Origin of the sequence: Pseudomonas sp. UBA1879, assembly GCF_002338065.1 — a bacterium.
Taxonomy (GTDB): Bacteria; Pseudomonadota; Gammaproteobacteria; order Pseudomonadales; family Pseudomonadaceae; genus Aquipseudomonas.
The window spans coordinates 1-25,035 of the sequence record NZ_DDHJ01000019.1 but is presented as its reverse complement, the minus strand read 5'-3'; the positions used below and the strand labels follow the sequence as shown (position 1 = coordinate 25,035).

The following is a 25,035-nucleotide window of genomic DNA, read 5'->3' as shown; positions in this document are numbered from 1 at the left end:
ATATGTAGGAAGTTTCTTTTATTATTGCGTCTGGTGGTCGAATTTATATCGCGGAAAAAGAAAGCCCCTTGCAGCGCTTTGGTCGAAAGGGGCTTGGTCGACGAGTGGGGGTATCAGCTGCGGCCAGGAAACGGCTCAGCCTTGATGATCCCGTCGATCTGCGGATAAGGAATCTTCAGATCGATGCGCAGATCAAAGCGAGCCAAGGTCCGGGAATCCCCAATCCGTCAGCGGCGTGAGCTGGGACAGAAAAGTGAGGTGCTCAATGGTTTTGACCTTCTGCAGATGCTTCAGATCCGCCGGGCCGCCGAGTGCCAGGGCAGGTACGAAGCCGTACATTTCATCGGGTTGTAGCGGGCCGAGTTTTTTGAGAGCTTGTTGGAAGAGGTCGTCAAGATCATTAGACTCCCGATTTCGACTTGCAAAAAATAGCGCGATTTCGTCGTCGAATTCATCGCTTCGCACGACCTCTTGAGTTTTATGAAAGCGTGCGTAAGGGGCCGTTACGTCCAGCCAATTCCCTGTTTTCTCATGCCAAAGATAAAGGTCGCCGAAAGCACTTCTGGCGATGGTGTGATAAAAGCCGGAATCGGGGATTCCTGAATCATCCAGCCATGAGCGGATCACCTCCTGATACTCCGCAGGATTGACGGTCCAGAAAAGTCCCTCGGCATAGCCACTCCATCCGTGCTCCCGCCACTGCTGCAGGAGTCGGTGAGGGAGTTTCTCAGCGTATTTTTCCACTGTTGATAGAGGTACCTCTCTTCTCTCCAGCGCAGGGCCCAGTTTTTCAAGGAAATATTCGTAGTACTCTTCCATAGATACCTGTATTTACAGCGTTCCAGTTTGGCATTGACTAAGTCCTGTCTCCTTGGTGATTCTGAAAAAATCAGGGCGAAAATTAATAATTAAGCCACTAAGGCGTCAATAAACAAGGAGTTTAATAAGGTGGATGTTTGAGGGTGAGAGTGTTTGAAGTTTGAGGGTATGTACGAAATTGTATGTAGGAGCTAAATGTAGAAGAGGGGAATATTTGAGCGGGGGCTATTACGAGGCAAGCCGGCGCGCGCTCAGCAACCGGCTCGGGTCAGACGATCAACTGCGGCCAGGAAACAGCTCAGGCTTGATGATCCCGTTAAGCTGTGGATAAGGAATCTTCAGCTCGATGTGGCCCATGGCGTAGGGCGCAATGGTGGTGACCGGGTATTTCAGAATCACCGCGCCGTAGGTCAGGGCGATGTTGGACGTGCGCTTGAACGGCCAGGTCTTCTGGAAATCGGCGTCCTTGTCGAGCTTGGTGCTGACCTGCCAGGCCTGATGTGCCATTTCCGCTTTTGCCCAAAACGCCGCTTCCTGACCCGGCACCAGCATATCGGCGAGGGTCAGCACGCGTTGCTGCTGACGGGAATAGTTGATGAACGCGCGGCCCGGGTCGCCATGGGCGCCGCCCGTGTCCAGGTAGCTCGACAGTTCGACGACCACGAGACCGTCATGCTGCTCGCGTACTTTCGCCTGCAAATAACTGGCGTTGCGCGCCGGCGCTCGGGCCAGGAATTGGTCTTGGTAGGCTTTGATCGTTGGGGGCACAGGGCCGTCGGTATCGCTGCGCGTCAGTTGCAGCAGGGTGCGCTGCACGATGCCGTCCAGCTTCGGCTCATCAGGGAAATGGACGGTGTCGACGTTCACCAGCGGGCAGTCGTTGGTGGTGCAGCCGGGTTTGAGCAGCTCGGAGGCGTCGCGCTGAACGGTCAGCGGCTTGCGCAGATTAGGTTCGAAAAAGCTTTGGCAGGCGCCGAGTATCAGGGCCAGGCAGGCCATTGAAACGATCTTCAAAAACGACATGGTGATCCTTGACGTTGGCAGATAAGGGCCATAAAGGGCCATCACAGAGGGGTAACGGCAACAGGCTTCGACTCCGTTCGGCGCAATCAGTTCGCCATTGGGCGGATTAGAGTGCCATTCCTCGTCTTCGTCCAGCTTGAGTGCCGGATTTGCCCGGCGTGGGGGCTGCATCCCGCGGGGCAGCGCGTTAGGATGGCGCGACGTCACAAGTGCTTTGCAGTGAGAACCCTATGACCGATACCGCTAAATCGACACCCACGAAGCACGAGATCGTCCACCGCGAAACCTGCTTCAAAGGGTTCTATCAGCTGGACCGTCTACACCTGCGCCATGAACTGTTCGATGGCGGTATGAGCCCCGAAATCAAGCGCGAGCTGTTCGTGCGTCACGATGCCGTGTGCGTACTGCCCTACGACGCCAAGCGCGACGAAGTGGTTTTGCTCGAACAGTTCCGGGTGGGCGTGATCGGCAAGCATCCCAATCCCTGGCTGACCGAAATGGTCGCCGGGCTGATCGACAAACAAGAGCAGCCCGAAGAGGTTGCTCACCGCGAAGGAGAGGAGGAAGCTGGGCTCGTCTTCAGTGCGTTGTGGCCGATTACCAAATACTTTCCGTCGCCCGGTGGCAGCAATGAATTCGTTCATCTGTACCTGGGCAAATGCGAAAGCGAGGGGGCCGGTGGGGTGCACGGGTTGGAAGAAGAGGCCGAGGACATCCGTGTGTCTGTCTGGTCGTTCGATGACGCGATGCAAGCCGTAAAAGAGGGACGCATCGTCAATGCGGCAACTATCATCGCAATACAGTGGCTGGCGCTGAATCGCGCCGAGATAAGGGGGCTGTGGTCGTGAATCTTCTGCGCGAGCGCTACCGTGTCGACCTCGCCGGGCTGCAAGCAGCCTGTGAGGCGAACTACGCGCGCTTGATGCGTTTGCTGCCGGACATGCGTAACGGCAGTGGCCAACGTTCCCGCCGAGTGGCCGTCACCCAAGGCGATCAAATGCTCGGCGTGCTGGCGGTCGAGGTGATTCTCGACTGCCCGTACACCACGACGTTGCAAGTGCGTCAGGAGCACAGCCTGCCTTGGCTGCCGGTCCCGGTGCTGGAGGTGCAGGTCTACCATGATGCGCGCATGGCCGAAGTGATCGGCGCCGAACATGCACGTCGTTTCCAGGGCATCTACCCCTACCCCAATGCCGATATGCACCAACCGGACGAAAAGGCTCAGCTGAATCTTTTTCTGGGGGAGTGGCTGAGCCATTGCCTGGCGTGTGGGCATGAGTTTGAGGCGGTTCGCTGAGTCCAGGTGTACCGGCGAGCCTATAGGGGGGCTGCTGCTTCACTGCGGTCTGTTGCGCAAATGAGAACTGCCACGCCGTTCTGCGTTTGCCGTCGTAACAATCAGACACCATAATCCGGCCATACCTGCTCAAGGAGATGGCCATTGCCGAGCGCACCTTCAAATCCGCCCTCCGTGTTGGTGGTTCAACTGTCCGACAGCCACCTGTTTGCTGAAGCGGACGGCAAGCTGTTGGGCATGCAAACCCGCGACAGCCTCAAGGCTGTGATCAATCTGGTGCTCGCCGAGCAACCTGATATTGATCTGGTGTTGGCCACCGGCGACCTGTCGCAGGACGGCTCAGTCGAGTCTTATCAGGCGTTTCGCGCCGAAAGCGGCCGGCTGGATGCGCCGAAGCGCTGGATCCCCGGCAATCACGATGAACTTCGTGAGATGGCGGTCGGCGCCCAAGGCAGCGAATTCCTGGACCCGATTGTCGACATCGGTAACTGGCGGATCACGATGCTCGACTCCGCTGTATCTGGCTCTGTTCCTGGTTATCTGGAAGACAAACAGCTGCAATTACTCGCGCAGGCGTTAAGCGAGGCCCCGGAGCGCCACCATTTGATTTGCTTGCATCACCATCCAGTACCAATCGGTGCGGCGTGGATGGAGCCGATCGGCCTGCGCAACCCCGATGCGCTGTTTGCCATGTTGGAGCGTTTCCCGCAGACCCGAGCGCTGCTGTGGGGGCATGTGCATCAGGAATTTGATCAGCAGCGCGCGGGTTTGCGTCTGATGGCCTCGCCTTCAACCTGCATCCAGTTCGCGCCCAACAGCGAAGATTTCGGTCTCGATTCACTGCCCCCCGGCTATCGCTGGCTGCGTCTACTGGAGGATGGCCACATTGAAACGGGGGTGTCACGCATTGATCCGAGTCTTTTCGAAGTGGACCTCAGTGGCGCGGGTTATTGAAGGAAACGTCCTGAATTCGCGGTAAATCATCTTCGAGCGAGTCTTCACGCCGTTGTCCCTGTAAACTGCGTGGCTTTGCCCTGTGAGAGCCAGAATATCGGCTTTCACCCGACTCGCAGCTTCTGGAGGCCATGGCGTGAATCACGATCGTTCGACACTGCTTTATATACATGGCCTCAACAGCTCGGCGATGTCGAAGAAGGCCACACAGTTGGCGGGATTAATGACCCGTCTTGGTTTGATCGAGCAGCTACGAGTGCCGGAATTGCACCATCATCCGCGTCAGGCCATTGCACAGCTTGAATCCGCCATCGATGAACTGGGCGGTCGGCCGTTGCTGGTCGGCAGCTCCCTCGGCGGCTACTATGCGACTCACCTGGCTGAGCGCCATGGCCTCAAGGCCGTGTTGATCAACCCGGCGGTGAATCCGCACCAGCTGTTCGATGGTTTTCTTGGCACTCAAACGAATCTTTATACCGGCGAAAGCTGGGAGCTGACGCACGACCATGTCGACGCGCTGGCCGAACTCGAAGTGCCCGCGCCACAAGACCCGCAGCGTATTCAGGTATGGCTGCAAACCGGTGATGAAACGCTGGATTACAAGCGTGCGCAGACTTTTTACCGAGCCTGTGCCTTGCGCATCGAAGCGGGTGGCGATCACAGCTTCCAGGGGTTCGCGGAAAAAATGCCGACTTTGCTCAGCATTGCCGGATTCGCCCCGGAGCTGTCGCGGGCGATCGATCCGTCGACGCTTGAATGAAACGGCAGAATCGAAGCGTCAGCTGCAACAAACCTGTAGAACAGTGTCCATCCGACATTTCATGAACGACTTGATGACGAGACCCCATGGCCAATCCCAGCGCTAGCTCTTATAACGCAGACGCCATCGAAGTCCTCTCGGGCCTCGACCCGGTTCGCAAGCGGCCGGGCATGTACACCGATACCACGCGGCCGAACCACCTCGCCCAGGAAGTCATCGACAACAGCGTCGACGAAGCACTGGCCGGGCACGCCAAATCGGTACAAGTGATTCTTCACGCCGACAATTCCCTGGAAGTGGCCGACGACGGTCGCGGCATGCCAGTGGACATACACCCCGAAGAGGGTGTCTCAGGCGTCGAACTGATCCTCACCAAACTCCATGCGGGCGGCAAGTTCTCCAATAAGAACTACCAGTTCTCGGGCGGTCTCCACGGGGTGGGGATTTCCGTAGTCAATGCGCTTTCCACTCAGGTGCGGGTGCGGGTCAAGCGCGACGGCAACGAATACGAAATGACCTTCGCCGACGGCTTCAAGGCCACCGAACTGGCCGTGGTCGGCACCGTCGGCAAGCGCAACACCGGCACCAGCGTGTACTTCGCGCCGGACCCCAAATATTTCGACAGCCCCAAATTCTCCGTCAGCCGGCTCAAGCACGTTCTCAAGGCGAAGGCCGTGTTGTGCCCCGGGCTGCTGGTCAGCTTCGAAGACAAAAGCACCGGTGAGAAGGTCGAGTGGCATTACGAGGACGGGCTGCGCTCCTATCTGCAAGACTCGGTCACCGACTTCCTGCGTCTCCCGGAAGAGCCGTTCTGCGGCGCGTTCGCCGGTAATAAAGAGGCTGTGGACTGGGCGCTGCTGTGGCTGCCGGAAGGTGGCGACAGCGTTCAGGAAAGCTACGTCAACCTGATTCCTACCGCTCAGGGCGGCACCCACGTCAACGGCTTGCGTCAGGGGCTGCTCGACGCAATGCGTGAATTTTGCGAGTTCCGCAACCTGCTACCGCGGGGGGTGAAGCTGGCGCCGGAGGACGTCTGGGAGCGTATTGCGTTCGTGCTCTCGATGAAGATGCAGGAGCCGCAATTCTCCGGCCAGACCAAGGAGCGGCTGTCGTCCCGTGAAGCGGCAGCGTTTGTGTCCGGTGTGGTCAAGGATGCATTCAGTCTCTGGCTCAATGCGCACCCTGAAATGGGCATGCAACTCGCTGAGCTGGCTATCAGCAACGCTGGCCGTCGCCTGAAAGCGAGCAAGAAGGTCGAGCGCAAGCGCATCACTCAGGGGCCGGCACTGCCGGGCAAACTGGCGGATTGCGCGGGTCAGGACCCAATGCGCGCCGAGTTGTTCCTGGTCGAAGGTGATTCCGCCGGTGGCTCGGCCAAACAGGCGCGGGACAAGGAATTCCAGGCCATCCTGCCGCTGCGCGGGAAGATCCTGAACACATGGGAAGTCGACGGCGGCGAAGTGCTTGCCAGCCAGGAAGTGCACAACATCGCCGTCGCCATCGGCGTCGATCCGGGCGCTGCGGACATGAGCCAGCTGCGGTACGGCAAGATTTGCATCCTCGCCGACGCCGACTCCGACGGCCTACACATCGCGACGCTGCTCTGCGCGTTGTTCGTCCAGCATTTCCGCCCGCTGGTGGACGCTGGCCACGTGTATGTCGCCATGCCGCCGCTTTATCGCATCGACCTGGGCAAAGACATTTACTACGCGCTAGACGAAGCCGAGCGCGACGGCATCCTCGACCGGCTGGTGGCCGAGAAGAAACGTGGCAAACCGCAGGTCACGCGCTTCAAAGGCCTGGGTGAAATGAACCCGCCGCAGTTGCGTGAGACTACCATGGACCCGAATACCCGTCGTCTGGTGCAACTGACGCTGGACGACTTTGAGGCCACGTCCGAAATCATGGACATGCTGCTGGCCAAGAAGCGCGCGGGTGACCGTAAGACCTGGCTTGAATCCAAGGGCAACCTGGCCGAGGTGCTGGTTTGAGCCGAGGATGGCTGGCAGCCCTGATGCTAACCGCCATGCCTGTTTTTGCCGCGCAGTCGGTGGCACAAAAGCCGCTGCCCGAACTCAGGCTGGTGTCCGAACATGCCGTGGACGACATGATCGGCGGCAATCTTTCTGGCCTGGCGTCGTGCAAGGGCGTGTTGTGGACGGTGTCCGACCGAGACGACGCCATTCTGTACAGCCTGGATACCTCCGCGACGGTCTGGAAAGCCGTTGCGCTCAAGCTTGAGATTCCACCCATCCCTGACAGCGGTTTGTCGGGGACACTGCGCAACATGGCCAGGGCCGCGTCGCTGATTCGGGGTGGCGACCTGGATTTCGAAGGCGTGAGCTGCGACGCCGCGGGCAATCGCTATCTGGTCAGCGAAGGGTTCGCCACTGTACTCAAGGTGCCCGTCGAAGGCGCACCGAGCTGGCTGCCGTTACCGAGGAAGCTGGTTGTCGAAGCGCAGGCGGCTGGCATGCTGCAGCACTTCAACGCCATCTTCGAAGGCATCGCCATCAACCCTGCCGGGGATCAGATCTGGCTCGCCGCCGAGCGGGAAAAACGCGGGTTGTTGACCGCGAAGCTTGGCAAAGACGGCTGGGCGTGTGGTGCCAGCTGCATCCTGCGCGTGGAGTCTGGCAATGACACCTTGCCGCCGCAACTGGGCGGCAAGTCCGTCGCCAAAGACTTTGCAGACATCTCGCTGTACAAAGGCAAGCTCTACACCCTCGAACGCGCTGCCTATCGCATTTGCCGTCGCACGCTTGAGACCGGGCAGCTGGAGACTTGTTGGTCGTTCGCTAAAGAGGCGTTGCAGCCTAATCGGCTCTACCAGCAGAAATACGGCTTGACCGAAGCGTTGATCGTTGATGACACCGGTGCCTGGGTGGGCATCGACAACAACTTTGGCGCCCGCGCCGACGGCGAAAAACGGCCAATCGTTTGGCGGTTTGCGGCGCCGGAGGGTGGCTGGAGCGGCAAACCTTGACTCAGGTCCCTCCCGGCAAACGCGCCGGGCGCCTGATGTTGATCGTTGTCTGGGCGGCGGCGCTATTTCTCGCGACACGGTTTTTCGGGGCATGGGAACAGCGTCAGGAAAACCCGAACACCCAGGTCACCTCCGCACACGGAGATGGCTACGTCGAAGTGCAGCTGGCGAGCAATCGTCAGGGGCATTTCGTCATGACAGGGCAGATCAACGCTCGCCCTGTCGAATTCATGCTCGACACGGGCGCGACCCATGTCGCGATTCCCGAAGGCGTCGCGGACACGCTGCGTCTCGAGCGCGGCGCCAGAGTGGACGTCAGCACGGCCAATGGCCGCACCGACGCCTTCCGGACCACGCTGGGTCGGCTGCAGATCGGCGATATCGTCCTGACCGATGTGCGCGCCCTCGTGGTGCCCGGTCTGGACGGCGATCAGGTGCTGCTGGGTATGAGCGCCACCAAACAACTCGAATTCACACAGCGCGGCGGCACCTTGCTACTGCGCCAGACGACAAAATGATGAGGCCCGCATGAGCGACTCCCTTGACCTCAGCCTGGACGGTGTAGAACGCCGGTCGCTGGCTGACTTCACCGAACAGGCCTATCTCAACTACTCCATGTACGTGATCATGGACCGCGCCCTGCCGCACATCGGCGACGGCCTGAAGCCTGTACAGCGGCGGATTGTCTATGCCATGAGCGAGTTGGGCCTGGATGCCGACGCCAAGCACAAGAAGTCGGCGCGTACCGTCGGCGACGTGTTGGGTAAGTTCCATCCCCACGGCGATTCGGCCTGTTACGAAGCCATGGTGCTGATGGCGCAATCCTTCAGCTACCGCTACACGCTGGTGGACGGCCAGGGCAACTGGGGTGCGCCGGATGATCCCAAGTCGTTCGCGGCCATGCGTTACACCGAAGCGCGTTTGTCCCGCTATTCCGAAGTGCTGCTCACCGAATTGGGCCAGGGCACGGCGGACTGGGTGCCGAACTTCGACGGCACCCTGGACGAGCCGGCGGTATTGCCCGCGCGTTTGCCGAACATCCTGCTCAACGGCACCACCGGCATCGCCGTGGGCATGGCCACCGACGTACCGCCGCATAATCTCCGTGAAGTCGCGTCGGCCTGCGTCCGTTTGCTCGACGAGCCCAAGGCCACCATCGAGCAGCTGTGCGAACACGTACAGGGCCCGGATTACCCGACCGAAGCGGAAATCATCACCCCGCGCGCCGACCTGTTGAAAATCTACGAAACCGGCCGTGGTTCGGTGCGCATGCGTGCGGTGTATCGTGTCGAAGAGGGCGACATCGTCGTTACCGCGCTGCCGCATCAGGTCTCCGGGGCGAAGGTGCTGGAGCAAATCGCCGCGCAAATGCAGGCCAAGAAACTGCCGATGGTCGCCGACCTGCGCGACGAGTCGGACCATGAACACCCTTGCCGCATCGTGATCATCCCGCGTTCCAACCGCGTCGATCCCGAAGAGCTGATGCAGCATCTGTTCGCCACTACCGAGCTGGAATCCAGCTACCGGGTGAACATCAACATCATCGGCCTCGACGGCAAGCCGCAGCTGAAAAACCTCAAGACGCTGCTGTCCGAGTGGCTGCAATTCCGCCTCACCACCGTGCGGCGCCGCCTGCAGTTCCGTCTGGACAAGGTCGAGAAGCGTCTGCACCTGTTGGAAGGTTTGCTCACCGCCTACCTCAATCTGGATGAAGTGATCCACATCATCCGTACCGCCGAGCACCCGAAAGCCGAATTGATCGCCCGTTTCGATCTGTCGGAAATTCAGGCCGATTACATTCTCGACACCCGCTTGCGTCAGTTGGCACGTCTGGAAGAGATGAAGCTGCGCGGCGAGCAAGACGAGTTGCTCAAGGAACAGGCCAAGCTTCAGGCCCTGCTGGGCAGCGAAACCAAGCTGCGCAAGCTGGTCCGTAGCGAACTGATTGCCGACGCACAAACCTATGGCGATGACCGTCGCTCGCCCATCGTCGAGCGTGCTGAAGCCAAGGCATTGTCCGAAAACGAATTGATGCCGACCGAACCCGTGACCGTCGTGCTGTCGGAAAAAGGCTGGGTGCGCTGCGCCAAGGGCCACGACATCGACGCGACCGGACTTTCCTACAAGGCTGGCGATGGTTTCAAGGCCGCGGCAGCCGGGCGCTCGAATCAATTTGCCGTGTTCATCGACTCCACCGGCCGCAGCTATTCGCTGGCGGCGCATACCTTGCCGTCGGCGCGGGGGCAGGGCGATCCGTTGACGGGCCGTCTGACGCCGCCGCCAGCGGCCACCTTCGAGTGCGTGCTCTTGCCCGACGACGAAGCGTTGTACGTCATCGCATCCGATGCTGGATACGGTTTTGTGGTCAAGGGCGAAGACCTGCAAGCGAAGAACAAGGCAGGCAAGGCGCTGTTGAGCTTGCCATCGGGCGCGAAGGTCATCCTGCCCCGTCCAGTGCCGGACCGTGAGCAAAACTGGCTGGCTGCCGTCACGACGGAAGGTCGCCTTCTGGTATTCAAAATCAGCGACCTGCCGCAGTTAGGTAAAGGCAAAGGCAACAAGATCATCGGGATCCCAGGCGAGCGCGTGGCCAGTCGTGAGGAATATGTGACGGACTTGGCAGTGATTCCCGAGGGGGGCACCTTGGTGTTGCAGGCGGGCAAGCGTACGCTCTCGTTGAAGCCGGATGACCTTGAACATTACAAAGGTGAGCGCGGTCGACGTGGCAACAAGCTGCCACGGGGTTTCCAGCGGGTAGATGCGTTGTTGGTGGAAAGCGCTACTTAAATGGGTGATTCAGGCGGTCGATCTTCGTTTCGTCACGAAGATCGACGCAGAATCGCTGGAGTCATCGCGCATATTCACGGATGATATGTCGTCTTGAGGTGCGGGCGTGGCTGAGTGCCTTCATGTTTTCTTGAGTATTTACACCGTGGCCGCCGTACGGGGGCCACTTGGACGGAATGATGAATTTTCTACGCGTTCCTTTTGTTCTGTTGTTGACCGGCGTTCTGGGTTTGGCCGGGTGCAGCGTTCATCAGCCTCAATCGCTCTATCAGTTGGACAGTGGCGATCCCGGGCAACCTAAACAAAGCGCCGGCGTCGCTGTTTTGCTCGGTCCGGTTTCCGTTGCTGATTACCTGCAACGGGAAACATTACTGCAACGTCAAGCCGATGGCAGTCTGACGGCCTCGGCTGATGGGCGATGGGCAGGCAGCCTGTCTTCTGACATTGATCAACTGCTGTTGCGCCAACTGGCGTGGAAGCTGGACAGCCAACGCGTGGTCATGGCGCCTGCCGTGGCGAATTTCACGCCGGACGTGCAGGTCGTGTTGTCGATCACTCGCCTGGATTCCGGTGTGAATCAGCCGGCGGTGCTCGATGCGCAGTGGCGTTTGCTAGACCGTCGCGGCACTGTGCGTGACAGTAAGCTGGTTCATTTGGAGGAGCCCCACGCCGGCACCTCTGCCGCTCAGGTCAAGGCCCAGGGCGTGCTGTTGCAGCGTTTGGCTGAACAGTTGAGCGTGGCGGTCAAGCCGGTAGCCAGTCAGCCGCTGGTCGCCGAAGAGCCTAAAAAAGCCGCTCAACCCGCCAAGACACGTGTCGATCAGGACAAGCCCAAGATCCCGATGGCATCGCCGATTCGTACGGATCTGGAAATTTACCGATTCTAAGTCAGCGTTAAATAAAAAGCCCGCAGCGATGCGGGCTTTTTTGTGGGTGCTTCTGTGGAGAGCGCGTGTGCTTTTGACTCTGGCTGAAGCCGGAGTGAGCCGGCTTGCTGGCGAATGCGGTGTGGCAGACGCTGACGTGTCCCCTGACAAACCGCCTTCGCCACCAAGGCGGCTCCCACAAGAGCCATGCGCTTGACATGAAATCTGCGACCAGCATCGTACCGAGGGAGTCATGCGCATGACATGAAATCTGCAACCGACGTCGCACCGTGGGAGCCGGCTCCCACAGCTGCACCGCTCAAATCAGGCCTTACGCGCCTCATGCATGCGCGCCAGTTGGCGCTCCAGCATCGATGGATACGGTTCCATCAGGCGCTCGACGCAACTTGCGCCTTCGGGGCTGGCGATCGGGCGGATACGTGCGCGTTGGCGGATGGTGTGGTCTTCGCTGATCTTGCGCTCCACCAGCAGCAGATTGCGGCTGTGCTGCGACAAGGCCAGGGCGTCTTGTGCGGTTTCGGTCAACAGCAGGTCGATCTGGTTCATGCCATGCAGGCCTTCGCCCAAGGTCAAACCCAGTTGCAATTGCAGGGTGATGCCGCTGTCCGCGACTTCGATCTGCAGGGCGTGACTCAAGGCGCGCAGCAGCTCGCCGCAGCAGATGGCATTGGTCAGGTAGTCGTCACCGCTGTCCTGGGTGCTGAACACCATCAACGAGCTGCCATCGTTCAGGGTGTGCAGTTCGCTGTCATAAAGCGATGCGGCCTGATCGATGCAGTCGCGATAGCGCTCCAGCAGCTCAGTCAAACGGGCGCGTGGCAAGCGGCGCAACTGTTCCTGAGAGCCCAATTGAACGGCCAGCACTGCACTGTATTGCGGTTGCGAAGGTGCCACCGGAAGCACAGGACGCGGCGCAGGCTTTTGCACCACCGGCGTGGTGTCACGAAGATCGGCGAACGGGTCTTCCTCGTCCTCTTCATCTTCCTCGGCCATGATGCGTCGCGCGGGAATGGCTGTGGCGCGGGGCTTGGGTGCGTCATCGAACTCAGGGTCGCCCAGGTCGCTGGCATCGAATTCAGGCGAACTGTCGTCGTCTTCAGCGATGGGTTCGGGCTCGGGAATGGGTTCCGGCTCAGGCTCGGGCGGCGCGTAGGACGCCTTGAGCTGGCGGGCCAGATCGCCGATTTCATCCTGCCGATCGGTGGCCGGGGTGTAAGGGTCGATGTAACGCAGCCACATGCGCAATTGCAGCATCGGCGTGGAAATGTGTCTCCCAAGGCGCAGGCTCAAGGCCAGTGCCAGCGCCAACAGAATACCGGCCAGAATCCCCATGCTTTGCAGGCTGATGAGCAACGGCTGCTGGAATTGCGACATGTCCAGACTGATACGCAGGGTGCCCGCGACTACGTCCTGGAACGTCACTTTGATTTCATAGAGACCTTCGGCTTCGCCCAGCAACCCGTTTTTCGGGCGCTGGCCGGCTTCGGCGAGGATGCGATTGTCCACGCTGTAGATCGCCGCATGGGCCACCAACGGGTTCTTCACCAGATTGCCCAGCAGCACGTTGAGGCTGAGGATGTCGTTCGACACCAGCAGCTCCGTGGCAGAGGTCGCGGTTTGCGTGGTCAGGGCCTGGCCTAGCGCGTCCGCCTGCTCATGCATGGCCTGCTTGAACTGCAAACCCATCACGCAGGCGTAGATCACCAGCGCCAGCGCGACGAGGATCACGTTGTGGCTGGCGATGCGCAAAGCAATCGGAACGCGTCGATGACGCAATGCCCGGAAGATCAGCAAGAAGAAATTATCGGTTTTTACTGGCGTGGGCCGGTTCACTGAGCACGGCTCTCTTGGAGAAGTTGGGGCGCAGTATAGCGAGCGACCCAGTGACGGCAAAGCGCTCACTGTGCCCGGCGGTCACTGAAAGTGAGTAGAATGCGGTTTTTTTCCACTGCGGGGGTGCGCCTTGCGCGAAATTGTCCTGATAAACATCACCGGCGAAGACAGTCCGGGTCTGACGGCGGCCATCACTGGCGTCCTGGCTCAGGGTGGCGCCGATGTTCTGGATATCGGTCAGGCGGTGATCCACGACACGCTGTCGTTCGGCATTCTGGTGCAGATTCCGGAAACTGAAAGCGGGTCGAAGGTGTTGGATCGGGTGCAGACGAAAGTCGATGAGCTGGGCCTGCAAGTGCTGTTCACCCATGTCAGCGAAGACGACTACCAGCATTGGGTTGACGATCAGGGCAAGGATCGGCACATCGTCACCCTGTTGACCCGCAAGGTCACGGCCGAGCAATTGCAAACCGTAAGCTCGATCACCGCCCGATACGGCCTGAACATCGATCGTATCGACCGTCTGTCCGGGCGCATGCCACTGGATACGCCGCGCAACGAAGGCAAGGGCTGCATCGAGTTTTCCGTGCGCGGTCAACCTGCCGATGCTCAAGCGATGCGTGCCGAATTTCTGCGTGTCGCGCAGGAGTTGAACGTCGACATCGCCTTCCAGCAAGACTCGCTGTTTCGCCGCAATCGTCGCCTCGCCGTGTTTGACATGGACTCGACACTGATCGAAGCCGAAGTCATCGATGAACTGGCCAAAGCCCACGGTGTGGGTGATCGGGTGTCGGAAATCACTGAGCGTGCAATGCGCGGCGAGCTGGATTTCCGCGCCAGTTTCAAGGAGCGTCTGGCACTGCTCAAAGGCCTGGACATCAATGTGCTGGACGAAATCGGCGCCTCGCTACGGTTGACCGAGGGTGCCGAAACCCTGTTCGCCGAACTCAAGCGTCTGGGCTACAAGACGGCGATTCTGTCGGGCGGCTTTACCTATTTCGCCCGTCAGTTGCAGGCGAAACTGGGCATCGACTACATCTTCGCCAACGAGCTGGAAGTGGTGGACGGCAAGTGCACCGGGGTTGCCGTGGAGCCTATCGTCGATGCTCAGCGCAAAGCCGACTTGCTGCGTGAACTGGCGAGCAAGGAGGGCCTGAGCCTGGAGCAGACCATCGCGGTCGGTGATGGGGCGAACGATCTGCCGATGCTGGCCATTGCCGGATTGGGTGTCGCGTTCCGTGCCAAGCCACTGGTGAAGCAGTCTGCCAAACAGGCGATTTCGACGCTGGGGCTGGATGGCGTGTTGTACCTGTTGGGGTTCAGGGATCGGGAAGGGCGCGGCCTGTAAATCGCTGCCTATGGATTAAACACTTTCTGTAGGAGTGAGCTTGCTCGCGAGGCGTGGTATCAGCAACGTATGAGGTGACTGAAATAGCCTATCGCGAGCAAGCTCACTCCTACAACGAAAGGGTTAGGCTTACAACACCGTCCACAACGAATCGAATTCCTGCTCCGGCCCTGTCTCCGCCACCGGTTGCTTCGGTCCTTCAAGCACTTCGTATTCGAACTGGTTGTAGCTGCCCGTCGTGGCTTTGCGATTGTTCAAGGTCGCACGACGCTCATCGCCGCTGCTGTTGATCATCACCTTGGAGCCTTCCTCGAACGGCAAACGCGGGGCGATGACAGTCGCGGGAACATCGATGGCACGCACTTCCGGCAGCAGCAGTGCCCTGAGGTACTGGCTGCTCTGTTCGGCCCGCAGCAACTGCATGCCGCAGGCTTGGGCAAAGGGTGCGATCAGTTCGACCCCCATCTGCGTGCCCCCACCGCGGACCTGACGTACCCAACGCACCACTGCGATACTCCAGCCATGCCCGTGATCCTGGATGCCGATCATCTCGCCCGCCTGCAATTGGTCCGGGACGTCCTTCGGCCACGCCAGGCAATAACCGCCGGGGCTGTGGTTGACGATGTTCAGCGCGTACGTCGGGAAGCTTTTCTGACCGTCCAGCGCCGAGGCGCCGCCTTCGGATTCGTCGCGCTGATATTCGATCTCTTCGAAGGGCAGCATCGTGTTCGATGAGCCCGTGCGTTGAACGTCCATCGCCTGTGACCATGGGTCGTGACGGGTGGCCTCAAGGGGCTGCAACGTGTACTCGGCGACTTTGCTCACCGTGACGGCAGGCATCAGCAGCAGGTCGCTGAAGCATTTCTGGCCACCGACAAAATAATGAAGAGCGCTCATGCCGACGCAAACGGTCAGGGTGCCTTGACCCGCCGTGCGCTGAAACGCGCGTTCCGAAACGTCGCCCCACGCCGCCGCCAAGTGCTGCAGCACATCGATCGACAGCCCTGGCGGCACATGAAGGTATGACTGCGAACGTTGTTCGACGGGCATCTCGATGTAGCGCTGCAATGCGGCCGAGAGTGGACGAGGGTTGATGCCCAGTAGGTTGCCGCGTTGCTCTTCGGTGTAGAGCGTGGCGTAACGGGGCGCCGTGTCGGTGCCATGGGCTGCCGCATACAGGCTGGCGTCATCGACCGGCTGCTGCAGCGTGACCATTGAGCTCCAGGCGTCGAGCGCGTCCGCGAGCTTGCCAATGTTGTGCTGACGCATCTGATTGCAACGCGAGCATCCCATCAGCAGCGCCACCACGTATGTCTGTTCGACCGTCAGCGTGCGGGTGTGGTGCGCCTGGCTGTCGGCCACTGGAATGTTGTGCAGCTGGTGCTGACGCGCGATCTGATAGATCTGATGCAGCTCCAGCCAGAGGCCGTCTTGCACAGGGCAATAAAGCTGATTGGCGCGAATCAACGGACCGTTGAGGCAGTGCAGCGCGCGTTGCAGGGCTGTGGTCAGTAGCGTGATGCGATCGCGCGTCAGCTTGGGGGCAATCTTGGCAATGATCTGCTTGTAGCCAATCGCCAGATGGTTTTGCAACGCCTGACAGAGATTCGCAACTTTGCGCGGGCGTTCTTCTAGAACGACTGACTGATTGAGGAAATGGCGCTCCAGGTGCTTGCACACGAAAAACACTTCCGGGCGCAGCAGTTCCAGCAGTTGCAGGCGATTTTCACTGGGCGTGAGCAGCTGGTTGAGCTCGCCCAGGCCCTGATAAAGCTGACGGGCCATCTCGCCGAGGTTGGCTTTGGGAAGGGTAGAAATCCAGCGCTTCAGGTCTTTCGGCGTCGCGTCACAGAACGACAGGCTCGACTGCGTCGGCACAGGGGCACGTAACAACAGTGGGAGGCTCAAATTACTCATGTGACAGGCAACTCCAACAACTACTGGCCTGGATGGCTACAAAGGGTCCACATGTGTCAAACGTGGCCGAGCTAAACGAGCAAGTCTACGTCAATCGGAAGCGAAATTTCCTACAAGACAGACGGAAGACTCTAACAGCATTAGGCCATGACGACAGCCCTTAATGTCAAAGTGACATTGCATCGAGCCCGACACAAACGGCTCGTATGATCACGGCGGATCTGCGCTTGCCTCGCAGTCCCGCCAATAATCCGTTACCTGATTTGTCACGCAAGATTCAGGCCTGCGCAGGGATCGCGAGCAATTGCCCCATTCGAGTCGGCGAGCCAGCCGCCAGTTCTTCGGCCCACTTCACCTGGTTTGGGCCAAACAGCACGATAGCGGTAGAACCCAGCTTGAAGCGGCCCAGCTCGGCGCCTTTTTCCAAATGAATGGGCGCGCGGGCGGCTTCGTCATAACGGAAGGTCTTCAGTTCCCGCTTCGGCGGGGTAACCAGGCCGGCCCAGACCGTTTCGATGGAGGCGACGATCATCGCGCCCACCAGCACGACGGCCATGGGACCGCGCTCGGTGTCGAACAGGCAGACCACGCGCTCATTGCGGGCGAACAGCTCGGGGACGTTTTCTGCGGTGGTCTGGTTGACCGAGAACAGACGCCCCGGCACGTAGACCATCTCCCGCAGGGTGCCTGCCAGCGGCATGTGAACGCGATGGTAATCCTTCGGCGACAAATAAATGGTGGCGAACTCGCCGCCCATGAACGGTGCGGACAGGCGTGCGTCGCCGCCCAGCAATTCCAGCGCGCTGTAGCTGTGGCCCTTGGCCTGGAAAATGCGCCCGTGATCAATCGGACCCAACTGGCTGACTGCGCCGTCGGCAGGGCAGAGAATCCCGCCCGGGGTTTCATCCAGTGGACGGGCGCCCGGCTTGAGTGCACGGGTGAAGAAGTCGTTGAAATGCGGGTAGGCCGTCATGTCCTCGACCAACGCCTGAGACATGTCTACCTGATAGCGACGCACGAACCACTGCGTGAACGCGTTCTTGAACCAGCGCACGCGGCATTCGGCAACGCAGCCTGCCAGGCGCGACAGCAGGTGGTGGGGAAGCAGATATTGAAAAAGGATAAACAGACGCTGTTTCATCAAGGTTCCTAAAGCGGTTCGAAAGGGCTTCAAAGGTGAAGACAGGAACGCCGTGTGGGCGGTTATTTCTCGATCGGTGTGTCCGGGTGATTGCCCCATTCGCCCCACGAACCGGCGTAGCCTTTGATTCGCGGATAACCCAGCGCTTTGGCCACCAGGTAGGTGAAGCCTGAGCGGTGGTGGGTCTGGCAGTGGGTAATGACTTCTTTGTCCGGCGTAATGCCCAGGCTTTCGAGGATCTGCGGCATGTCCCGGCGGATGCGCAATTGCCGCGTTTGATCCATGCCAGCGGTCCACTCGAAATTCACGGCACCGGGGATATGGCCGCCTCGGGCTGCCACCACTTTTTCGCCCGAATACTCCGTGGGACCACGTGCGTCCCAGATGGCCAGGTCATCGGCGCCCAGTCGGCTTTGCAGGTATTCACGGGTGGCGGTGGGTTCGTCGTGGATCGTGACCGGGACCGGGCCGCCAGCAGGCGCGGGCACGTCGGTGGACAGCGGCAAATCTTCTGCCTGCCACGACAGCAAGCCGCCATCCAGATAGTGGTATTTGGAGTGACCGATGACGTCCAGTAGCCAGATGAAGCGCCCGGCCCACCCGCCGCCTTCGTCGTCATACACGACATAAACTGCGTCCGGATGGTGTCCAAGCTCGCCAAACAAGGCGTCCAGCTGCGCTTGAGTGGGCAGTAGGCCAGGGGCTGGAGGTTGACCGAGCTGGGTGCGTTTTGGATCGACGAAACGCGCCCCGGGAATATGGCCGGCGTCATAACGGGCAGCGCTGGTGAGGTCGACCAGGATCAGTTCTGAAGTGCCGAGGCGTGCCTGCAAATCTGCGGGCTCGATGACCAGCGGCAAGCTTGAGAAGGCAGACATGTATGTCTCCAGATCATGGAAAAAGAGGCGAATTGTAGCTCAGCTATCAGCCCTTGCGCTGGCTAAAGGTGGTCAGGGCCTTCTCTATGCATTGGCCGGTTTTTCCGAAGGCCTGCACGGTCACTTCAGAAAATGGCCCGCCACCCTGATCCGCGACGATCATCATGATCACTCGACCATTGCTTGCCAGCGAGCGAATCAGCAGGTTTTCGCCCGGAAACAGATTGCGCAGTTGCGGCGGCAGCAAGGCCGAGAATTGTGCGTTGTTGCTCGCGTTCAAGCGCAGTTGCGTGGCTTGGGCCAGAAGGCGTTGCAACACCGTGCTGTCTTTATAAGGAATGAACAGCGCGGCAGCGGACGCATCTACGCCTGCGATCTGGTGCACTCGCAGACTGTCGGTCTTGCGATCAATCATCAGCAGCACGGTCCGTTGCATGCCTGAAGCGAGCAAGGCGTCTCGTGCCGTCGTCGTCAAGTGCATGGCGTTGGCGAAGGCGCTCGGTTCTTTGAGCAACTCGCCGCAGAGCGTGCGCCAGCGCTGTATTGCTTCGGCGGACGGGGGCGAGGCAGGCAGCAAGCCTTTGTGCATCCGTCGACTGTCCCACGGCCAAAGCAGTGCCTCGGCCGGGTGCCAAACTCCTGGAGTCGCGTGCTGACGTGCACTGGCCGCAGCGTTTTGATGGACCTGCTGTTGGAGCGCGTCCAAGGGCTGTTGCAGGTAGAGGCTGTTCAGCAGTTGCCAACGGATATTGTGCGGGGTGTCCCAGGCATGTTGCGCCGACAGTGCCAGGCCATTGGCCAGAAGAATCGTGTTGGCGGGCTGGTTGAACCAGCGGCGCAGGGGCAGATCAGCGTCAAGGGCCTGCTGCTGTTTAAGCGGATCATCGTTCTCATGGGCAATGCGCAGCACCTTCACCAGGTTTCGCTGTTCGCGCATCAACAGGGTGTAGCCCTGCGTGACCCAGATCGGCAATTGCCAACGCTCGGCCAGCGCCTGACACAATTGCACCAAACGCACGCCGAACAACGCCTTCTCAACGACTTTGGCCGACTCGCCTTTGTGAATGACGCGCAGTTCCCACTCCTCCAACAATGCGGGATAAGCCAACGCCATCGGCCAGAGAGGTGCAAGAAACAGCAGGCTGCCCAAATGAATGTCCTGCCATAGCCGCGCGAGTTGGTTGGCGAACAGGCCATACGCCTGTTGCGTGGCGTGCTGGCTGATCAACTGCAGCTGGCGCAGCGCGACTGGAATGTGCTGCAGATCTTTGCTGGGCAGCCGGCTCAGGAGGGTGGCCGTGCGCGCCAGCCCGAGACGATTCAACGCCACTTCGAGGCTTTCGGCCGGTTCGGTCAGGCCGCCGCTGTGCAGATTGGCCTCGCGCAACACGCTAAGGACCAGTGCCGGGCTGTCCTGCATCAGATCCGCTATCTCCCGCAGTGATCGACGGCTGTCGTTCAGGGCAGCATTGACCTTGGCGTGGGCGATGGCGGGAACGGGCAACGCGAGGCTGTCCAACTGTTTGACCCAGGCATCAAGTGTCTGCGGAACGGGGAGCGGGGAGGCGTTATCTGGTTGCATTCACAGGGCCCGTACGGCTGGGAGGTTTTGATCGGCATCGAATGATGGCATCATGATGGCCTTCGGGCTGCTGGACCCGAGCCAGACGCCAGACAGGATTTTCGCTTGATTTCACTATAGTCTGGCGCGCTCATGCCGATAAGTAGAACAAGAGTTTTGAACGCTTCTCGCACAATGACCATGAACCCGACTCAGTAAGTATTTTTTATCTATGGCAAAAATTATCGGCATCATCGTCGTTTTCGCGAGCGTCCTCGGCGGCTACGTACTCTCCCATGGTCAGATCGCTGCGTTGATTCAGCCTTTCGAGGTGTTGATCATCGGCGGTGCCGCGTTCGGTGCATTTTTGCAGGCGAACCCGGGTTATATGACCATGCACGTGATCAAGAAGTCCGTGAAGATGTTCGGTTCACGCTTCACTCACGCCTTCTACCTGGAGGTGCTGGGGCTGATCTACGAGATCCTCAACAAGAGCCGTCGTGAAGGCATGATGGCCATCGAGGGCGATATCGAAGAGCCGGAAAACAGCCCGATTTTCGCCAAATACCCCAGCGTGCTCAAAGACACCAAGATGATCGCGTTCATCTGCGATTACCTGCGCATCATGTCGTCCGGCAACATGGCTCCCCACGAGCTGGAAGGTCTGTTCGACATGGAACTGCTGAGCATGAAAGAAGAGCTCGAGCACCCGTCCCATGCTGTGACCGGCGTTGCCGACGGCATGCCCGGCTTCGGTATCGTCGCGGCGGTATTGGGTATCGTTGTGACCATGGCGTCCCTGGGTTCCGGGGACAAAGCCGCAATCGGTATGCACGTCGGTGCGGCGCTCGTGGGTACCTTCTTCGGTATTCTCGCGGCATACGGTTTCTTCGGCCCGCTGGCCCAGTGCCTGGCGCACGATGCCAAGGAAGAAATGAACGTGTTCGAATCCATCAAGGCCTCGCTGGTGGCGTCGGCTTCGGGCGTGCCGCCATCACTGGCTGTCGAATTCGGTCGCAAGGTGCTCTATCCAGCGCACCGCCCCAGCTTCAGCGAGCTGGAACAAGCTGTTCGCGGTCGTTGATCCATGGAAAATAATCAGCCCATTATCGTCAAGCGCGTAAAGCGCTTCGGCGGCGGCCATCACGGTGGCGCCTGGAAAATCGCCTTCGCCGACTTCGCGACGGCGATGATGGCGTTCTTCCTTGTGTTGTGGCTGATGTCCTCGGCCACGCCTGAGCAGTTGATCGCCATCGCCGGTTATTTCAAAGACCCCGTGGGCTTCTCCGACAGCGGTTCGCCGTACGTGATTGACCTTGGCGGTTCGCCCGAGATGTCGCCTGATCAGACGCTCAACCCCGAAGTGAAATCCACGCCTGCGCCGGACAAAGTGCCGGTGGATGCCGACAAGCAAGACGCAGCGGCCGAACAGGTCGAGCAGGAGCGTCTGGAAATGCTGTTGCAAGAGCTACAGAACAAGGTCAACGAGAACCCTCAGTTGGCGAAGTTCAAGGACCAGATTCTGTTCGAAATCACCCAGGACGGCCTGCGAATCCAGATCATGGACGCTGAAAACCGACCCATGTTCGACATCGGCAGTGCACGCCTGAAGCCCTATTTCGAAGACATTCTGCTGGCCATGGCTGACACCATCAAAGCCGTGCCGAACAAGGTGAGCATCAGCGGTCACACAGACGCCACGCCTTATGTGGGCAATAACGGGTTCGGCAACTGGGAGCTTTCGGCCAACCGTGCCAACGCCGCGCGACGTGCGCTGACGGCCGGGGGGTATCCGGATACGCAGGTGGCTCGCGTGGTCGGTTATGCGTCTTCGTCACTGTACGACCGGGACAACCCAGCCAACCCGGTCAACCGTCGCATCGACATCGTGGTACTGACCAAGAAGGCTCAGGAGCGCATCGAAGGGGCACAGAATGCCGGTGAAGCGCCGAAGTCCGACGCCGCACCCGCGCCCATATCCCCAACCGCGCCAGGGAACAAACCGGGCGCCTCGACGGCCACACCAGCGGTCGATCCACAAGCCTACGCCCAGCCCCACGAGATCCGGCAAAAGCTGAACATTTTCGATCAAGGGCAGTTGAAGATCGACGAGACCAAGAACTGATCCTAGGTACAAACAAAAACGCCGCGATGATCGCGGCGTTTTTAATGCCTGAGTTTCAAGGCGAGACGATGAGGTCTATTATTCCGGCCTGAATCCGGGCTTGCCATTGGCGGCACGCCACTCTTTTACTTCTTGAACTATTCCTTCGGGGCTGTCTTCGCGGTCCTCTCGGGGGTAAAAAATCAAGTCAGAGCCATCGGGGTGCTCGGTCAATCTTTCAAACTCTAAGACATTTCGAACGTCGTCCTCTTCTGTTTCTCCGCCAGCATTGCAAATAGATCTGACGAATTCGAGAAAATCATTTTCGGTATATTCGGATATTAATTTAGTTGGCATGGCCTTTACCTGTTTGATGGATGCTTAGGTGAAGTTTAGGTGTTGCAATCCTCAGGTTGTCCATATCATATATTGGGCCGCCGTCAGACACACTTATACGATGATGGATTTCCAGTTTAGTCCTGCTGCCGACCCTGTCTAGTCTGCGAGCATACGGAGCCCGGCCTTTTAGTACATGTGTTCTGTTTTGTGGCGTCAGCTGGTTGGCGAAGTCGGGGGAGTTTCCCACAGCTTTCCAAAAGGCCTCTCTGAACGCCCTGAAGTTTCTGAATTGTTTATCTCTCATTTGATCCGCTATATAAGATGGTATCGCTGCGCCTTCGCCGGTTGATGCACCTGCTAACCAATTGCTGTCAGCAGGTTCCCCATTCCCCGTCGCGACCCCAGGATCCTCCCTTCGATCCTTGAACATTACATAGATTGGGGCAAGTCCCGAGTCTATGGGAAACACGATCACCAGATCATTGAAGCTCGCTTCTGCGACCTGAGGAAAGATTTCGATCCTTCCCTCAATTGGCGTTACGGTCGAACCTGGAGTGATTGAAGGCGATGGCTTCTCTGCTGGAAGACTAGTCGAACTGCTTTCGGGTGTTTGAGCGGGTGTCCAGATCAGTGTTCGAGCCGGATGGTCGGAGGTCGTAACGCTGTAGGCATTTTTCTCCTGATTATGTGCGGCTGCAATTACACGCACCGATGTGGGCAAGTTGGATGCAGTAGCGTGAATAACCGTTAGCTCTGAATTGCCCTGATCGTCGGTTTTCGAGGTCAGTCGGAATGGCAAGTCGATAGTGCCGCCAGTTGCCGCTATGGCATGTAGGTCGTCCTTATTGTCCGGCGCGATGTCCGACAAAGGACTGCTGAACGTGTAGCGTTCGGGTAACTCTCCATTGGCCAGCTTTGGCGAGTACACCAGTGCCGAGACGCCCACCAGTAGCCCGGAGGCTAAGCTGGCCGCAGCAGCGGTCAAGCCTGTGATCGCCGCCCGGATAGCTGCCTGTAGGGTAAGCGCCGCAGTTTCCACTATGGCGATGGCGCCCGCCGTAGTCACGAACGCGACTGCGCCTTTGAGATGGTACGTATTTGCCAAGCCTGCGGCGGTGGCCTCTGCCTCTAATCTGTTTCTCTCTTCAATTGCAAGCCGCTGTTGCTCCTCAGCCTGACGCTGTGCTTCGGCAGCAGCCTGAGCTGCCTGTTCCTCGGCTTGGCGTTGCACTTCTGCAGCTGCTTGAGCAGCCAATTGCGCCTGTTCTTCTGCGAGTTGCTGTGCGTGGGCTGCGGCCAATGCAGCTTGCTCCTGCTCCTGGGCTTGAGCTGCCGCAATCTCGGCATCAAGTGCAGTTGATTGCTCAGTCAAGATCCGGATGGCATCCGTCAAGACAATGACCGAACGTGCGGCCGTATAAGAAGCTGTCCAGACTTTAAACGCATTCACGGGGTCTCTGTTGCGTTGAACCGCATTGACCACATGTACAAAGTGTCGGCTGAGCGGGCTGCTTCCAAAGAAGGAGTTTGAAGCCTGGATTTCCAGTTGCAGACTGCTGTTCTTGGAGGCGATGAGGTTCTGGATGATGTTCTGCTTGAGTAGCAAATATCCAGAAAGGGGGGGCGCACTTTCGCCTAGTTGCGCGCTGACTTCGTTGGCCAATTCCTCGTGTAACTTTTGATGGTAATCGGCAAAGCGCGCGTCGATAGACACCATGGCGCTTTTGGTTAGTCCACACAACGGGATAGTTGCCATTTCCGATCCAAGGCGCACTTTTCGTGAGAGTTCCTCAATCGATGCGATATGGACAAGTCGCTCGTCTATGGGGAGGGGGCTGGCAGTGTAAGTCGGCAGGCGAGGTACAGTTGGAATTGATGCAGGCAGTGGGTCGGGCCGAATGACAATAGGCGGCAGTTCAATTTGATTGGGCATGATAGTAATCCCTTTTCTTGTTTATGCATCCAGTGCAATAAAAGATATGTGCAGAGTTATATCTCTGATATGTCGTGCATTTACACGTTGCATAAAAATAAATCGCCTGGCAACCGATTTTTTTAGTCTGGTAATGAGTGTTTGCGCAGCCATTGTAACGAAGCTCGTTGAGAAAGCTTTTTTAGAGAGGGAGCTGAAGATAATGAAGGAAGTTGCAGGTCGGAGGTTTTTTTAGACGAAAACAGTTCGATAACTGCGGATGCTATGGTGTGATCGTCGCGTGGAAATTTGTAATCTACGCCCAACCTCAAGAAATCCGGCAGAAGCTAAATATCTTCGATCAGAGACAGATGAAGATGGAAGAGACGAAGAACTGATAGCCGATTCTGAAAAAAACGCCGCGACGATCGCGGCGTTTTTGTTATCACGACGGATTCAATAACCGCTATCCGGCAAACTCGCGATGAT

At 58.9% G+C, this 25,035-nt stretch carries 21 protein-coding genes; 12 read left to right on the top strand and 9 right to left on the bottom strand.

Annotation, left to right across the window (positions count from 1 at the left end):
* Positions 1–192: 192 nt before the first annotated feature.
* The gene (locus B3N48_RS22915; RefSeq protein WP_296187617.1) at positions 193–819 is read right to left on the bottom strand and encodes a GAD-like domain-containing protein; all 627 of its coding nucleotides are present in this window, start codon (positions 817–819) and stop codon (positions 193–195) included.
* A 276-nt stretch (positions 820–1,095) separates the two neighbouring features.
* A complete protein-coding gene (locus tag B3N48_RS22910) occupies positions 1,096–1,842 on the bottom strand; it encodes an RsiV family protein (RefSeq protein ID WP_296187616.1) in 747 nt (248 codons plus the stop codon).
* A 230-nt stretch (positions 1,843–2,072) separates the two neighbouring features.
* Here B3N48_RS22910 and B3N48_RS22905 point away from each other — a divergent pair, with 230 nt between their 5' ends.
* The 9 genes from B3N48_RS22905 to B3N48_RS22865 all read left to right on the top strand — a co-directional run bounded on the left by B3N48_RS22905 (position 2,073) and on the right by B3N48_RS22865 (position 11,513).
* Positions 2,073–2,690, top strand: coding sequence for an NUDIX domain-containing protein (locus B3N48_RS22905; protein ID WP_296187615.1), 618 nt, complete (start codon positions 2,073–2,075; stop codon positions 2,688–2,690).
* A complete protein-coding gene (locus B3N48_RS22900) occupies positions 2,681–3,139 on the top strand; it encodes a DUF1249 domain-containing protein (protein WP_296187614.1) in 459 nt (152 codons plus the stop codon). Before B3N48_RS22905 ends, B3N48_RS22900 begins: the two co-directional genes overlap by 10 nt.
* 144 nt (positions 3,140–3,283) lie before the next feature.
* Positions 3,284–4,093 (top strand): 3',5'-cyclic-AMP phosphodiesterase, encoded by an 810-nt coding sequence (gene cpdA / locus B3N48_RS22895; protein ID WP_296187613.1) that lies wholly within the window; start codon positions 3,284–3,286, stop codon positions 4,091–4,093.
* A gap of 190 nt (positions 4,094–4,283) precedes the next feature.
* Positions 4,284–4,853 carry a YqiA/YcfP family alpha/beta fold hydrolase gene (locus B3N48_RS22890; protein ID WP_296187676.1) on the top strand — a complete coding sequence of 190 codons (570 nt, stop codon included), beginning with the start codon at positions 4,284–4,286 and terminating at the stop codon, positions 4,851–4,853.
* Positions 4,854–4,939: 86 nt separating this feature from the next.
* The gene (gene parE, locus B3N48_RS22885) at positions 4,940–6,844 is read left to right on the top strand and encodes a DNA topoisomerase IV subunit B (RefSeq protein WP_296187612.1); all 1,905 of its coding nucleotides are present in this window, start codon (positions 4,940–4,942) and stop codon (positions 6,842–6,844) included.
* Positions 6,845–6,879: 35 nt separating this feature from the next.
* A complete protein-coding gene (locus B3N48_RS22880) occupies positions 6,880–7,839 on the top strand; it encodes an esterase-like activity of phytase family protein (protein WP_296187610.1) in 960 nt (319 codons plus the stop codon).
* Positions 7,840–7,874: 35 nt separating this feature from the next.
* Entirely contained in the window at positions 7,875–8,357 is a 483-nt protein-coding gene (locus B3N48_RS22875) for a retropepsin-like aspartic protease family protein (protein ID WP_296187674.1), read from the top strand.
* A 10-nt stretch (positions 8,358–8,367) separates the two neighbouring features.
* Positions 8,368–10,626 carry a DNA topoisomerase IV subunit A gene (parC, locus tag B3N48_RS22870; RefSeq protein WP_296187608.1) on the top strand — a complete coding sequence of 753 codons (2,259 nt, stop codon included), beginning with the start codon at positions 8,368–8,370 and terminating at the stop codon, positions 10,624–10,626.
* A gap of 179 nt (positions 10,627–10,805) precedes the next feature.
* Entirely contained in the window at positions 10,806–11,513 is a 708-nt protein-coding gene (locus tag B3N48_RS22865) for a PqiC family protein (protein ID WP_296187606.1), read from the top strand.
* Positions 11,514–11,816: 303 nt separating this feature from the next.
* On the opposite strand, the gene B3N48_RS22860 is transcribed toward B3N48_RS22865, so the two are convergent.
* On the bottom strand, positions 11,817–13,346 hold the full coding sequence (locus B3N48_RS22860) for a histidine kinase (protein WP_296187605.1): 1,530 nt from the start codon (positions 13,344–13,346) through the stop codon (positions 11,817–11,819).
* Positions 13,347–13,476: 130 nt separating this feature from the next.
* On the opposite strand from B3N48_RS22860, the gene serB reads away from it, so the two are divergent.
* Positions 13,477–14,694 (top strand): phosphoserine phosphatase SerB, encoded by a 1,218-nt coding sequence (serB, locus tag B3N48_RS22855; RefSeq protein WP_296187604.1) that lies wholly within the window; start codon positions 13,477–13,479, stop codon positions 14,692–14,694.
* Positions 14,695–14,823: 129 nt separating this feature from the next.
* Here serB and B3N48_RS22850 read toward each other — a convergent pair whose 3' ends face one another.
* The 4 genes from B3N48_RS22850 to B3N48_RS22835 all read right to left on the bottom strand — a co-directional run bounded on the left by B3N48_RS22850 (position 14,824) and on the right by B3N48_RS22835 (position 20,212).
* A complete protein-coding gene (locus B3N48_RS22850) occupies positions 14,824–16,611 on the bottom strand; it encodes a molecular chaperone (RefSeq protein WP_296187603.1) in 1,788 nt (595 codons plus the stop codon).
* A gap of 277 nt (positions 16,612–16,888) precedes the next feature.
* Entirely contained in the window at positions 16,889–17,752 is an 864-nt protein-coding gene (gene asd / locus B3N48_RS22845; protein ID WP_296187601.1) for an archaetidylserine decarboxylase, read from the bottom strand.
* 62 nt (positions 17,753–17,814) lie between these two features.
* Positions 17,815–18,630 carry a rhodanese-like domain-containing protein gene (locus B3N48_RS22840; protein WP_296187600.1) on the bottom strand — a complete coding sequence of 272 codons (816 nt, stop codon included), beginning with the start codon at positions 18,628–18,630 and terminating at the stop codon, positions 17,815–17,817.
* Positions 18,631–18,676: 46 nt separating this feature from the next.
* Entirely contained in the window at positions 18,677–20,212 is a 1,536-nt protein-coding gene (locus tag B3N48_RS22835) for an HDOD domain-containing protein (RefSeq protein WP_296187598.1), read from the bottom strand.
* 211 nt (positions 20,213–20,423) lie between these two features.
* Between B3N48_RS22835 and motA the strand changes: the two genes are divergently transcribed.
* Together motA and motB are read left to right on the top strand one after the other, a co-directional pair.
* Entirely contained in the window at positions 20,424–21,275 is an 852-nt protein-coding gene (gene motA / locus B3N48_RS22830) for a flagellar motor stator protein MotA (RefSeq protein ID WP_166596023.1), read from the top strand.
* Between the two features lie 3 nt (positions 21,276–21,278).
* Positions 21,279–22,316 carry a flagellar motor protein MotB gene (motB, locus tag B3N48_RS22825; protein WP_296187595.1) on the top strand — a complete coding sequence of 346 codons (1,038 nt, stop codon included), beginning with the start codon at positions 21,279–21,281 and terminating at the stop codon, positions 22,314–22,316.
* A 78-nt stretch (positions 22,317–22,394) separates the two neighbouring features.
* Here motB and B3N48_RS22820 read toward each other — a convergent pair whose 3' ends face one another.
* The gene (locus B3N48_RS22820) at positions 22,395–22,652 is read right to left on the bottom strand and encodes a bacteriocin immunity protein (protein WP_296187594.1); all 258 of its coding nucleotides are present in this window, start codon (positions 22,650–22,652) and stop codon (positions 22,395–22,397) included.
* Positions 22,642–24,567, bottom strand: coding sequence for an S-type pyocin domain-containing protein (locus B3N48_RS22815; protein WP_296187593.1), 1,926 nt, complete (start codon positions 24,565–24,567; stop codon positions 22,642–22,644). Before B3N48_RS22815 ends, B3N48_RS22820 begins: the two co-directional genes overlap by 11 nt.
* Positions 24,568–25,035 lie beyond the last annotated feature (468 nt).